The sequence below is a fragment of the Cytobacillus sp. EB106-05-05-XG126 genome (genome assembly GCF_058791715.1).
Window position 1 is genome coordinate 28,080 of record NZ_JBYTDU010000003.1, and the last position, 12,685, is coordinate 40,764.

Consider the following 12,685-nt stretch of genomic DNA (forward strand, 5'->3'; position numbering starts at 1 on the left):
AGAAATGTATATAATCCTCTCAATCTGTTCAGACTGATTGCTGAGGTGATGATAAATGAGAGAGGAAGAAAAGAAACGATCTTCTCAAGATTCCAGCTTTAAACGCTTTATGAAAAAGCGGTGGGCATTCCCAGCAATCTACATTGCAAGTGCAGCAATCATTCTAACCGGTGTTCTTTGGTACCAGACTAGCGACAACGCTACAGACACTGACAGCTACGATTACGAAGCCACTGATATTACCGGCAAAAAGTACGACGAGCCAGCATTGGAAGTTAACCGTGCAATGGAAAACTTCGTAATGCCTGTCAAAGACTCAGACTCTGCTGTCATTCAAAAACAATTCTATGACTATGACGGCAAGGCTGAAGAACAGGAAGCTGCTCTAGTATTTTACAATAACACATACCATCCGAACACAGGTATTGATATTGCCACTAAGGATGGGGAAACATTTGATGTCCTTGCTGCATTAAGCGGAAAAGTTACCAAGGTAGAAGAAGATTCACTGTTGGGTAATGTCATTGAAGTGGAGCATGACAAAGGAATTGTAACACAATATCAATCTGTTACAGAGATGAATGTTGAGGTTGGCGACCAGGTAGAACAAGGTGATGTCCTTGCAAAGGCAGGCGAAAGCTTGTTTAATGAAGAAGCAGGCGTACATGTACACTTTGAGATCCGCAAAGACGGAACACCGGTCAATCCGCTTGATTTCTTCAATAAGCCGCTAAGCTCTTTACAGGAGCTTGACACAGCTGACAAAGCAGATGCTGAAGAAAACAGCGGGGCAACTGAAGAAAATGATGAGGCTGCTCCTTCTGAGGACAAGTCCTCTGAAGAGTCCGGCAATACGGAAGACGAAGGTTCTGCTGAAGAATCTGCAGATGAAAATGCCGGAAATACGGACGAAGACGAATCTGCTGATACAGAAGAAGACCCAGCTGGAACTTCTGAAGACGAAGGTCAAACTGACGACCAAGTTGAAGAAGACACTGCAACTGAATCAACTGACGCATAATAATAGGGAGTCTGCCGAAATGGCAGGCTCTTTTTTGGTGATGTCTAGCTCCACAAGGGACGCTTCGGGAGCATAAACATCGCAGGACTAAAAGCGTTAGCTTTTAGGAGGAGCGCCTACCCCCTCGAGGTGAGGCCCCCAGGACAAGGAAAGCTACGGCAGCGATACATCGCACGACCGAAAGCGGCAGCTTTTGGGAGGACGTGGCGTTCTTAGTCTGCGTTCGTTCGTGGGCAAGGCGATTCCGCTTTTCTTTTGACAGGCACCATCCCGTTTTTATTCGAATATCATTATTTCGACAATTCTTCCATTATCCTGTATAATATTTCGATAAACGAAGTGTTATATAGGGGGAGAAGACATGAAGAAGCTGCTATTAACCGGTTTTGAACCTTTTCTTGATTTTCCGATCAATCCTACAGAAAAGATTGTGAATGCATTGGATGGCAAAACGGTTGGAAACTATGAGATTATAGGACATCTTCTGCCGGTTGATTTTAATCTCGCACCAAAGAAAATAGTAGAGGAAGTGGCCGGGAAGAAGCCGGATGCAGTGATTTCTCTCGGGCTGGCTGCCGGGCGGACAGCCATCACTCCTGAGAGAATCGCGATCAATTGCCAGGACGGCGAGCCGGATAATAGCGGAGTCGCACCTGAAGACAAGCTGATAGAGGAAAGTGGTCCCGATGGCTATTTTTCCACCCTGCCGATCCGGCGGATGGTAAATAGACTTAAGGAAGCAGGATATCCTGCAGCAATCTCAAACACAGCGGGAACTTATCTATGCAATAACGTTATGTATTCCGTGCTTCACCTGCTAAAATCGACAAACACTGAAATACCAGCGGGGTTTGTGCACATACCTGCATCCCATGCACTGGCGGCTGCCAGTAAAAAAAGCATGGCAAGCTGGTCAGATGCCGATCTGCTGGAGGCAATTACGCTGATCATAAAAGAATTAGACTAAGGAGCCGAATTGGCTCTTTTTTCTGGACATTTTTCATTATTACTATAGTGTTTTCCTCTAATACCCTAAAGCCTTCACCAACTATTTTTGCTGAAAAAACCTTATATATCAAAGTCTTTCAAAAATATTTATATTTTTTTCCAGCATGTACTTGACCTGAAAAAGATTTTTGTACATAATGAAGTATGAATTTTCTTAAAATTAAATGAAATCAGAAAATGGAGTATTCATTTTAAAACTTAAAGCGGAAAGCAGCAGGAAAATGACAGCGCTTTCCAAAAAGGGGGAAACCGAATTGCTTCCGTTACTGGCTATGATGATCATTACAGGTACTTGCCTTTTTCTTGCTTTAAGGAAGAAAAGACCAATCTTCCTGGCAGTCCCATTTCTATCCATCTTTGCTTACTTCCTCGTTCAAATCATCCTTGTTCCCGCACCTTTCATGGATACAGTCAAATTTATTTTCAGTTTAAGGTAATGGTTTTGTCCGGATCCGGAAAATGGATCCGGTAAAATAGCAGCGATTCGGCTGCACATATCGCAATATAAGGAGTGATTTTGGACCCATAATATCTTTTCATCAAAATTAAAACTGCAAACATATCATTTTTACCGGGGGTGGAGTTTTGAAGAAAATCGATAAAAAAGTAGCAGACAGTTATTTCCGTGAAAAGACTCGGAATATGATCATTTATTTTGCTATTGGCTTTCTTGCCTCTTTTGGCGTGGTCTTCTTTGCAGAACCATTAAGTGATATTACCATTAACGGATTCCCATTCCATTACTTTATGGGCGCACAGGGAGCAGTACTGACATTTATCATTCTGCTGTTTGTTAATGCAAAAATGGGAGATGCGATTGACCGGAAATATGGAATTGATGAAAACAAAAATGAACAAATCAGTTCAGGAAAAGTTCTTGATCATTAATTAACGAAAAAATGAGCGGCTGTTCAAGCTTCCGCTATACAGAGAGAGAAAAGGGGCGTCAAAAAATCGATCGAAAAAAAGGGGGATGTTCTTGGATACACAGTTTTTGGTCTCATTATCTATCATTTTAGCTACATTTGCTTTGTATATTGGCATAGCCATTTACAATAAGGCAAAAGAAACTTCTGAGTTCTATGTTGCCGGCCGCGGAGTGCCGCCGATCTTCAATGGAATGGCGATTGGTGCTGACTGGATGAGTGCCGCTTCCTTTATTGGGATGGCGGGAACAATCATGCTTCTGGGCTATGACGGTCTTGCCTATATTATGGGCTGGACGGGCGGGTATCTGCTCTTAACCTTCCTGCTGGCACCGCAGCTGCGGAAATACGGCCGCTACACGGTTCCTGAATTCATCGGCGACCGCTTTGACAGCCATACTGCACGGGTGATTGCGGCCCTTTGTACAATCATCATCAGTTTCACCTATTCGATTGGTCAGCTTTCCGGTTCCGGAGTAGTTATTGGCCGTCTTTTTGAAATTGATGCAAAGCTTGGAACCATGATCGGTGTCGTTCTGATTGCCTTTTATGCTGCATTCGGAGGCATGAAAGGGATTACTTGGACGCAGGTTGCTCAGTATGTCATTTTAATTATCGCTTACTTAATTCCGGTTATTTTCATGGCACTGCAATTAACAGGGAACCCTATGCCGTGGATTTCCTACGGTGAACTTGTCGGAAAAATGGGTGAACTCGACCGGGAGCTTGGGATCTCTGAATACTTTGCGCCATTCACCAATGGAACGAAGTGGCAGTTCCTTGCCCTTATGTTTACACTCATGGCTGGTACAGCAGGACTTCCGCACGTTATTGTCCGTTTCTATACGGTATCAACGATGAAGGCAGCCCGCTGGTCGGGAGCATGGGCATTGCTGTTCATCGGCTTGCTTTATCTGTCTGCACCTGCATACGCAGCATTCTCCCGTTTCATTTTAATGACACAGGTTGCCGGAAGCAAAATTACGGAGCTCCCAGCCTGGACGAAAACCTGGGTGGATACAGGCAAGCTTCAGGTAGCGGATGGCAATGGCGATGGAGTCCTGCAATGGAAGGAACTCATTATCTCAAATGATATCGTGGTTATGGCGACACCTGAAATTGCCAATCTTGGGATGTTTGTCATTGGTCTGGTGGCAGCAGGGGCAATGGCTGCTGCGTTATCAACGGCCGGAGGTTTGATGATTGCGATTTCTTCCGCATTTGCTCACGATATTTTTTACAGGGTGCTAAAACCGAATTCAACTGAAAAAACACGTCTCTCCGTTGCCCGCTGGTCCATTGTCATCGCCACTCTTTTGGCCGGCGTGATCGCGCTTAACCCGCCAGGAGCCATTACGCAAATTGTTGCCTGGGCATTTGCGCTCGCGACAGGGACATTCTTCCCGGCGCTCGTTCTGGGTGTCTGGTGGAAGCGTTCAAACTCACAGGGGGTTATTGCCGGCCTGCTGGTCGGGTTAGGTGTTACTTTGGCGTACATCTTTGCAGCTAAATATGGCGGATTTACAATCCTGGGAATCATTGATACAGGTGCCGGCGTGTTTGGTGCTACAGCTGCATTTGCAGCTAATATCATTGTTTCTCTAATGACAGCTGCTCCTTCGCAAAAAATTCAGGAGGAAGTTATGGATCTTCGCTATCCGGAGCAAATGGTATATAAAGATGGTGAAGTATGGATGAACGATGATGGATCAAAATCTGTATAACCTGTACAATTTGGAGGCTGTGCGGTTTCACCCCTTTTTTCATGGGGTGGAATCTGACACGGCCCTTTCACTTCTAGCCATGTGTGAAGTGCGCCACTACAAAAAGAATGATATGATCCTGAAAAAAAATAAACCGCGTGATGGCCTTCTGCTCCTTTTAGAAGGTCTTTCAGAGGTATTAGTGAAAAATGATCACAGCGGGAGGGAGGAAGTGCTCGAGGTGGTCCAAACAGGAGAGCTGATTGGATTCTCCAGCCTCGCTGATTTCCTGGGTGTTTCCAAACAGACCCCGGGAGAGTTGGTTGAAGTCAAGGCTTCCAGTGAGGTAAGAGCAATATTCATTCCGTTTGAAGTGGTGAGAAAAAGATGGGATGATCCTGCAGTTCATGATTACCTGCTGACTCAGGTAGCCGTCAGATTGAAGGATGTATACACATCACTTGCAGAACAGGTCAAGCTTGCGACAGATTATGGGGAAAACGATGCATTCATGATCCGGGTTCAGGATGTCATGAGCAGTGAGGCAGCCGCAGTCAGCACTGCTGCAACCATTCAGGAAGCTGCCCGGCTCATGCTTAAAAGAAAGATTAGTTCAGTCCTCGTTACAGAAAAGGACAGCTTAAAAGGAATTATTACGGAAAGCGACATTGTGGAAGGGGTGGCAGCTGAATGGGCAGATATTACTGCTCCAGCAAGCACCATTATGACAGCGGGTCCAGTCACGGTATCAAGGTCCGCTTATTATTATGACGCCCTTTCAATGATTCTTTTTAAGGGAATAAAACATCTGCCGGTAATGGAAGATTCAAAGGTCGCTGGGATTGTGACATTATCAGATTTGCTGAGAAAGAAAAATGAGAATGTGATAAAGACCATTCAAAAAATTGAAAAAGCCGATCGGGATAGCCTTCCGCAAGTGAAAACCGGCATCTATGAGTTAATTGATTCTTTAATAAAAGATCGTGTTCCTATATTAAAAACGCTTGAGATTGTTACAAAGCTATACGATCGCATGAGCGGCAGAATTGTAGCACTATCTCTTTCTGAACTGAGGAAAAAAGGCTTGCAGCAGCCATGCGAATTTTCTTTCTATCATATGGGCTCCAGCGGCCGTGGAGAGCAGTTCATGCTCACAGATCAGGATCATTTCCTGGTTTATGAAAGCCAATCGGAGGAAGCCGGCGATTTTTTTGAAGAGCTTGGGAAAAGGATCACTTCTAACATGGAGAGTGCAGGTTACGCACGGTGCAAAGGTCTCATGATGTGCAGTGAGGAGAAATGGCGGGGGTCGCTGGCAGTATGGGAGGAGCGGCTGCGAACCTGGATGCTTCAATCCACTAATGACAATTTATTGTTAGCGCAAAACTTTTTCTCCTATCGGTTCATTGCGGGGAGTGAAGGGCTCAATGCAAAATTTGAAGCAATGGCTCAGGAGCAGATGAAAAGGTCTAGAATTTTTTTGTACCGGCTGGCACACCTTGAAAGGGAACATCCTATTCCCACGTTGGATCAGCCGCTCAGGTCCCTATTTAAGCTGCAGCGCAAAAGCATGGATATGAAAAAAGAAGTTTTATTTCCCTATCACCATAGTCTGCAGATACTGTCGCTAATGCATGGGAAACTATCAGGCACACCGCTTGAAAAAATAGATTTCCTGCAGGAAAGGCAGGTATTCTCAAAGGAGTTTGCACACGATTTGAGAGGGTCTGTAAGCACTATACTTACGTTGTATGTCACCCAGCGCTGGCAGCAGGAACAAAACGGTGCCGCCCCATCTTCCGTTGTCTCATTTTCCAGAATGTTTACCCGTGAAAAAGAAGAATTGATTCTAAGCTTAAAGACCTTAAAGGAGCTGCAGAGCCAGGCAGTTGCAAGATTTTCATTATAGCTTTAAAAGGAGGCTGGTATGTTTTTTCTCAGAAAAAATCTGTCATGTTCGTTAAGGTATGAAACTATTCCGTTATCCACTCCCCTGGAAGACCTGAATTTTATTGTCTTTGATACGGAAACAACAGGATTTCAGGTTTCTGCAGCAGACCGGATCATTGAAATTGGCGCCGTCCCGGTAAAAGGATTTCAAGTGCAGGAAAAGGACCTTTTTCAGACATATGTTAACCCAAAACGACAAATTTCTCGGGAAATAAAAGAATTAACCTCTATTTCCGATGAGCTGGTAAAGGATGCCCCGCAGGCCTTGGAAGCTATTCAGAGCTTTTTTGAGTATGTCGAATCAAGGGAGGCGGTATGCCTGATTGGGCATTATGTAAGCTTCGATGCCTTGGCTATTAAAAGTGAATGTAGACGTGAAAAGCTTTCGTTAAAAAATTTCCTGACCATTGATACGCTGGATCTGATTGGCTTTATCGCTCCGTCCTGCGATATGCGCGACCTTGAGAGGTATGCCATGGCATTCGGCACCCGCATTTATGACCGGCATCGTGCCGCTGGGGATGCTTTGACGACCGCTTATCTATTTGTTGAGCTGCTTTATCAATTTCAGCAGAGGGGCCATAAAACCTGGGGGGAGTTGATTAAAGCAACTGACAGTCAAATGAGATCACTGCATTATTAAGCGTCAGACATACGTGGTTGGAATGTTGATGAGCGGGTGGGTGATGTGGGTAACGAGAGAAAAGCCGGCTGAATCCGGCTTTCCATCCCTTTATTGAATATTGATCAGAGCATCGTCCTTGTAGATCACGAGGATTTTTTTTCCTGACATTTTTTGATAGGACTGTGCTGTTCCATACGGTACCTTTAATGTGAAATAATCATCCCCGTTTTTAAATTCCACCGTAAAATTGTCTGCAGCACCGGTGATGATTGCCTTTGTTCTGGAAATATCCCCTTTAATGGTCAATTTTTGATTGATGAGGACCATATCCCTTTTTAATTTGTTCAATGTTTTCAGTTCATTGACACTCATACGGTAGCGCTTTGCGATTCCCCAAAGTGTATCGCCAGGCACCACAGTATAAACGGCTGTCTCAAAGGAATCTTCTGTATGTCGTTCAATCCGAACCTCCAATTTTTGGCCGGGCTGGATCTTGTCAGACTTAAGGTTGTTAACCGCTTTCAATTCTTTAACAGTCATATCATGTTCTCTGGAGATTTTGTATAAGGTATCTCCCTGCTTCACTTTATAGAATCCTGTCAAAGCTTGGGCTTCTTTTGCTGAAGCGCTAAAACCGGCTGACGCAATTACTGCCGCAAAAACAGTGCTGGCTGCCGTCATTCCTCTAGCTTTCATCTTCTTTCTTTTATCATTTTGAATTCTTTCCTTGCGTGTTTGCATTCTATATTCACCTATCCTTTGGAATATTATGGTGTCATAACCAATTAAATGAATTGTTTTCCGAAAAAATAGTACGGGATAACGATCCGCTTCACAATAGGGAGGAGTTCCTGGCTCTTTTCCCTTGTTTCCGAAAATCCATATAGTTCAATGCGCTCTGTAATTCCTAAATATATGCAAGTATCTGATGCAAATGAAATAGTTTGCTGACATCGAAATGAATTAACAAGGAATGAAGAATTTTGTCGAATGTGTGGGGAAAGTCCTGAGTCTTATCCATGGAACAATTGATATTAGGAAAATTATCACTGGTCTTTAGACTGCTTAGTTTTTAAATACCCCATAGAATTTTTTGAAAACATTTCTTATTTTGACTTCCAGATGTCCTATTTTCAAAAAAATTAAACAAAACCTTGTCCTTATTGCGTTTTTCGTGCATATTCCCTCAACCAAGCTAATAAACTGTTACAAACCTTACAAAGAGAATGTATGAGGTGAGGGATCGTTTTACTAAACTAATGAATATGTTGAGGACATGTTTAATTATCGCAAACTGAAAGTAAGCATTTCAGGCGCATGTACGATTAACTTCAATTAATCAGGAATCCATGCGGAATACAGTTAAAATCCAGACAGAAAGCGAGTCTCATTTCACACTTCTCACATCCAAATTGGGGAGGGCGAGTGGTGTGCACGATTACATCAAAGAGAGAACTATCAAGATTGGAAAGTATATCGTGGAGACGAAAAAAACGGTTCGCGTAATCGCGAAGGAGTTTGGCGTATCCAAAAGTACAGTCCATAAAGACTTGACGGAAAGACTGCCTGAAATCAATCCTGAACTGGCAAACGAAGTAAAGGAAATCCTGGATTATCATAAATCGATCCGCCATCTGCGCGGGGGAGAAGCCACTAAAATGAAGTATAAAAAAGAAGAAATGGAAGAAGAGCCAGTTAAATGAAATGAAACAAATGACGCCGATAAAGGCGTCAAAGGCTAAAGACTGCCATTTTAAAAAGTGTCACGGCTAATTTTCAAAGCTGTACATGAACCTCAATTGCGGCTCCGGGGGCTAAAAGCTCATAAGCTGTTTCCATAGCCTGAAACCTTGGCTTTGCTCTATGGATTTAAGCCCCTTTTCAAGTCGCCTGCATCCTTTCCCTCATTTCGACAAAAACCCGCAAAAAGTCTCACAAATTCTGTCAAAATGTTACTGCTTTCACAAGGAATGTGATAAAATATAAAATTAGGATAGAACTTGGTTCGTAAAGACTAGGACTCCTAAAGAGACGCCAGGCAAAATCATTTCTTTTATTAAAGAACTGATTTTTTTGCGTGGCTTGAACTGCTGTTGCGAATAATGATTTGATCATCTAACTAAAAAATTAATAAGCGAAGTTCGCTTTAAGAATGCCTAAATAGAGAGAGCCTTCAAAGGTGCGGACAGAAGCTGGCCATGTTGCAAGGAGGAAAAAAAGAAATGTTTGCTAGGGATATTGGGATTGATTTAGGAACTGCCAACGTGCTAATCCACGTTAAAGGCCGCGGTATTGTGCTGAATGAACCATCGGTAGTGGCGATTGACCGAAATACAAACAAGGTGCTGGCCGTAGGAGAAGAAGCACGCCGCATGGTTGGCCGTACGCCGGGGAACATCGTGGCGATCCGGCCGCTAAAAGACGGGGTTATTGCCGACTTTGATGTAACAGAAGCGATGCTGAAGCATTTTATCAACAAATTGAATGTTAAAGGCTTCTTATCAAAGCCGCGCATTTTGATCTGCTGCCCCACAAATGTGACAGGTGTTGAACAGAAAGCGATCAAGGAAGCGGCTGAAAAAAGCGGCGGCAAAAAGATTTACCTTGAAGAAGAGCCAAAGGTTGCAGCTATCGGAGCAGGCATGGACATCTTCCAGCCGAGCGGTAACATGGTTGTCGATATCGGCGGCGGAACAACGGATGTCGCGGTATTATCAATGGGAGACATTGTGACATCTTCATCCATAAAAATGGCCGGAGATAAATTTGACAACGAAATTCTTCAATACATCAAAAAAGAGTACAAGCTTTTAATCGGCGAAAGAACAGCTGAAAACATTAAAGTAACGATTGGGACTGTATTCCCTGGCGGCAAAAACGAAGAAATGGAAATCCGCGGCCGCGACATGGTGTCAGGTCTTCCTAGAACCATTACAGTTCGGTCAGAGGAAGTTCAGGGTGCTTTGGCAGAATCGGTTGATGTCATCGTCCAGGCTGCTAAAAGCGTGCTGGAACGCACACCGCCTGAATTGTCTGCAGACATCATTGACCGCGGGGTAATTTTAACAGGAGGCGGCGCACTTCTTCACGGAATCGACCAGCTTCTGGCGGAAGAGCTGAAAGTCCCTGTCTTAATTGCCGAAAATCCAATGGATTGCGTAGCTGTTGGAACTGGCATCATGCTTGATAATATTGATAAGCTTCCGAAGAAGAAGCTTGTATAACTTAGGGACCCGCCACTGGCGGGTTTTTCTTTTAGGCTCATCTGAAAGGTTTTATCTGTAAACATTTTTCCATTTCAGCCGATGAAAAAAAGGTACAGCTTTTTTCAAAATCTGACTTCATTCTTCAAATTTTTAATGTTTATTGTCGAAAAGTTTTTTATAATAGAGCTAGAATAGATTGTTCGGAACAAATAGAGGTGAAAAAGATGTTTAGAGGTTTCTACACGGCTGCTTCCGGAATGCTTGCACAGCAGCGGAGAACGGAAGTACTGACAAATAATATGGCTAATGCCAATACACCCGGCTTTAAAGCAGATCAGACGAGCCTGAGGTCTTTTCCGGAAATGCTTCTCAAGCGCATGGGACAACAGACCGTGCCGACTGAAAATGGACTAAACCTTCCTTATAATAATGAAGTCGGCAGACTGACTACGGGGGTTTATATGCAGGAGACGCTTCCGTCCTTCATGCAGGGAGATATGAAGGAAACAGGCCTGGGTACTGACCTGGCATTGCTGGATCTTAATTTGCCGGTTAATCCGGAAACAGGCTTAAGTGGGACTGTTTTTTATAACGCAGCTGGAAACGACGGCGAACCCCGCTATACGAGGAATGGGAATTTTACCATCGATGCCGGGGGCTATTTAACGACAGCAGGCGGATTATATATTTTAGATGATGCGGGTGAGCGGATTCAGCTCTCCAGTGACCGTTTTACAGTAAGTGAAGATGGTGTGATTACCGGTGAAGCGGGTGAAACAGCCAGACTAGGCATCACTTTTGCCCAAAATCCCGAAAGTCTGAGAAAAGAAGGCGACGGACTTTTTGCAGCGACAGAAGAGAGCATCCTCGAAAATGCCTATAATGCACAGAATATCCAATTCAAGCTTCAGCAGGGCTATTTGGAGCGTTCCAATGTGGATGCATCCCGTACAATGACGGATATGATGGCCGCCTATCGCTCTTTTGAAGCAAATCAAAAGGTTCTGCAGGCATATGACCGCAGTATGGAGAAAGCCGCAAATGAAATCGGGCGGATCGGGTAATGACCTGCGGCAGACCCGCTAAGGGGGAAAAACAATGAATCGTACGATGATCACGGCAACAAATACGCTCGCCCAGCTGCAGAAGCAGATGGATATTGTCAGTCATAATGTGGCCAACATTGATACAGCGGGCTTTAAAAGACGGGAAGCCAATTTTACTGACTTGCTTTTTCAGCAGTTCAATAATCAGCGGAATCCGGCTGCCGAGGCAGGAAGACTGACACCGGCAGGCATCAGGCAGGGCGTGGGTGCAAAGCTGGCACAGTCCCAAATCGTCATGATGCAGGGTGCGTTAAAGGCAACAGACCGGCCGCTCGACTTTGCTATCACAAAGGATGGCCAGTATTTCCGTGTTCTGGAGCAGACAGAAGACGGAGCAGCGGTGCGTTTTACCAGAGCAGGCGCTTTTTATTTAACACCGGTTTCAGAAAATGAGACCATGCTTGTGACAGCTGACGGACTGCCGGTTCTTGATGAAAATAATAATTCGATTATAATAAATGGACAGGCTAAAAATTTTAAACTAACTGATACAGGGAGCTTTTTGGCAGAAGCAGCCAATGGTGCCAACCAGGAATTCAATCTTGGAGTGGTTCTGATCAACAAGCCTCAATTCCTGGAACAAAAAGGCGATAATCTTCTTGGCCTGCCGGATGGAATAGACGGCGAGGGGATTTTTACAGAGCTGAACGGTGCACTTCGCGGACAGATTGGAATGGCCCAGGGTTCCCTGGAACAGTCCAATGTGGATTTGTCCAAGGAAATGACAGAATTAATCAACCTCCAGCGGGCTTATCAGTTTCAGTCCAGATCCGTCTCCATGGCTGATCAAATGATGGGACTGGTCAATGGAATACGTTAGATAAAAAGGGGAAATAAAATGTCAGTAAACAACAGTAATCAAGAAGCAGTCAAGACGCGTGAACAACTGAAAAATGAACGCAGCAAAGATGAGTCACCGCGTAAAGGGCGGGTTCGCATCCGTCTCATTCCGATCTGGCTTCGGATTATTATTGTCGTGCTTTTAATTTTCCTGAGCGTTACGGCAGGAGCCGCGGTCGGGTATGGTGTCATTGGCGGCGGCGAAGTAAAGGATATTTTTTCAAAGTCCACCTGGATGCATATAGTTGAACTGGTGGAAAAAGAATAGGAAATGAAAAGGAGGGCTGCAAACCCTTCTTT

At 44.3% G+C, this 12,685-nt stretch carries 13 protein-coding genes; 12 read left to right on the top strand and 1 reads right to left on the bottom strand.

What is annotated here, in order from left to right; translation table 11 throughout:
* Positions 1 to 55: 55 nt before the first annotated feature.
* The 7 genes from spoIIQ (at position 56) to AC3WTL_RS13295 (ending at position 7,251) form a co-directional block, all read left to right on the top strand.
* Entirely contained in the window at positions 56 to 1,021 is a 966-nt protein-coding gene (gene spoIIQ / locus AC3WTL_RS13265) for a stage II sporulation protein SpoIIQ (protein WP_222499276.1), read from the top strand.
* A 361-nt stretch (positions 1,022 to 1,382) separates the two neighbouring features.
* The gene (locus AC3WTL_RS13270; RefSeq protein WP_048007962.1) at positions 1,383 to 1,988 is read left to right on the top strand and encodes a pyroglutamyl-peptidase I; all 606 of its coding nucleotides are present in this window, start codon (positions 1,383 to 1,385) and stop codon (positions 1,986 to 1,988) included.
* A 295-nt stretch (positions 1,989 to 2,283) separates the two neighbouring features.
* On the top strand, positions 2,284 to 2,466 hold the full coding sequence (locus AC3WTL_RS13275) for a hypothetical protein (protein WP_048008002.1): 183 nt from the start codon (positions 2,284 to 2,286) through the stop codon (positions 2,464 to 2,466).
* Between the two features lie 148 nt (positions 2,467 to 2,614).
* Positions 2,615 to 2,917, top strand: a complete 303-nt coding sequence (locus tag AC3WTL_RS13280) for a DUF4212 domain-containing protein (RefSeq protein WP_035328377.1) — start codon at positions 2,615 to 2,617, stop codon at positions 2,915 to 2,917.
* A 91-nt stretch (positions 2,918 to 3,008) separates the two neighbouring features.
* Positions 3,009 to 4,679, top strand: a complete 1,671-nt coding sequence (locus AC3WTL_RS13285; protein ID WP_048007963.1) for a sodium:solute symporter family protein — start codon at positions 3,009 to 3,011, stop codon at positions 4,677 to 4,679.
* Positions 4,660 to 6,567, top strand: coding sequence for a DUF294 nucleotidyltransferase-like domain-containing protein (locus AC3WTL_RS13290; protein ID WP_492369650.1), 1,908 nt, complete (start codon positions 4,660 to 4,662; stop codon positions 6,565 to 6,567). The genes AC3WTL_RS13285 and AC3WTL_RS13290 overlap by 20 nt, the downstream gene beginning before the upstream one ends.
* 18 nt (positions 6,568 to 6,585) lie before the next feature.
* Positions 6,586 to 7,251: a 3'-5' exonuclease gene (locus tag AC3WTL_RS13295; RefSeq protein WP_492369515.1), complete on the top strand. Its 666-nt coding sequence runs from the start codon at positions 6,586 to 6,588 to the stop codon at positions 7,249 to 7,251.
* A 90-nt stretch (positions 7,252 to 7,341) separates the two neighbouring features.
* Here the strand turns inward: AC3WTL_RS13295 and AC3WTL_RS13300 are convergent, their stop codons facing one another.
* Positions 7,342 to 7,974 carry a LysM peptidoglycan-binding domain-containing protein gene (locus AC3WTL_RS13300; protein WP_492369516.1) on the bottom strand — a complete coding sequence of 211 codons (633 nt, stop codon included), beginning with the start codon at positions 7,972 to 7,974 and terminating at the stop codon, positions 7,342 to 7,344.
* A 689-nt stretch (positions 7,975 to 8,663) separates the two neighbouring features.
* Between AC3WTL_RS13300 and spoIIID the strand changes: the two genes are divergently transcribed.
* The 5 genes from spoIIID (at position 8,664) to AC3WTL_RS13325 (ending at position 12,653) form a co-directional block, all read left to right on the top strand.
* The gene (gene spoIIID, locus AC3WTL_RS13305; RefSeq protein ID WP_009332173.1) at positions 8,664 to 8,936 is read left to right on the top strand and encodes a sporulation transcriptional regulator SpoIIID; all 273 of its coding nucleotides are present in this window, start codon (positions 8,664 to 8,666) and stop codon (positions 8,934 to 8,936) included.
* A 519-nt stretch (positions 8,937 to 9,455) separates the two neighbouring features.
* Positions 9,456 to 10,457, top strand: a complete 1,002-nt coding sequence (locus AC3WTL_RS13310) for a rod shape-determining protein (protein WP_248349981.1) — start codon at positions 9,456 to 9,458, stop codon at positions 10,455 to 10,457.
* 206 nt (positions 10,458 to 10,663) lie between these two features.
* A complete protein-coding gene (locus tag AC3WTL_RS13315) occupies positions 10,664 to 11,503 on the top strand; it encodes a flagellar hook-basal body protein (RefSeq protein WP_492369517.1) in 840 nt (279 codons plus the stop codon).
* Between the two features lie 34 nt (positions 11,504 to 11,537).
* Positions 11,538 to 12,365: a flagellar hook-basal body protein gene (locus tag AC3WTL_RS13320; protein WP_252220319.1), complete on the top strand. Its 828-nt coding sequence runs from the start codon at positions 11,538 to 11,540 to the stop codon at positions 12,363 to 12,365.
* Positions 12,366 to 12,383: 18 nt separating this feature from the next.
* Positions 12,384 to 12,653 carry a DNA-directed RNA polymerase subunit beta gene (locus AC3WTL_RS13325; RefSeq protein ID WP_159346421.1) on the top strand — a complete coding sequence of 90 codons (270 nt, stop codon included), beginning with the start codon at positions 12,384 to 12,386 and terminating at the stop codon, positions 12,651 to 12,653.
* Positions 12,654 to 12,685 lie beyond the last annotated feature (32 nt).

What these genes read in the sequence shown, in the direction of transcription:
- spoIIQ (WP_222499276.1), top strand. Translation starts at nt 56, where the DNA reads ATGAGAGAGGAAGAAAAGAAACGATCTTCTCAAGATTCCAGCTTTAAA.
- AC3WTL_RS13270 (WP_048007962.1), top strand. Translation starts at nt 1,383, where the DNA reads ATGAAGAAGCTGCTATTAACCGGTTTTGAACCTTTTCTTGATTTTCCG.
- AC3WTL_RS13290 (WP_492369650.1), top strand. Translation starts at nt 4,660, where the DNA reads ATGGATCAAAATCTGTATAACCTGTACAATTTGGAGGCTGTGCGGTTT.
- AC3WTL_RS13295 (WP_492369515.1), top strand. Translation starts at nt 6,586, where the DNA reads ATGTTTTTTCTCAGAAAAAATCTGTCATGTTCGTTAAGGTATGAAACT.
- AC3WTL_RS13300 (WP_492369516.1), bottom strand. Translation starts at nt 7,974, where the DNA reads ATGCAAACACGCAAGGAAAGAATTCAAAATGATAAAAGAAAGAAGATG.
- AC3WTL_RS13310 (WP_248349981.1), top strand. Translation starts at nt 9,456, where the DNA reads ATGTTTGCTAGGGATATTGGGATTGATTTAGGAACTGCCAACGTGCTA.
- AC3WTL_RS13315 (WP_492369517.1), top strand. Translation starts at nt 10,664, where the DNA reads ATGTTTAGAGGTTTCTACACGGCTGCTTCCGGAATGCTTGCACAGCAG.
- AC3WTL_RS13320 (WP_252220319.1), top strand. Translation starts at nt 11,538, where the DNA reads ATGAATCGTACGATGATCACGGCAACAAATACGCTCGCCCAGCTGCAG.
- AC3WTL_RS13325 (WP_159346421.1), top strand. Translation starts at nt 12,384, where the DNA reads ATGTCAGTAAACAACAGTAATCAAGAAGCAGTCAAGACGCGTGAACAA.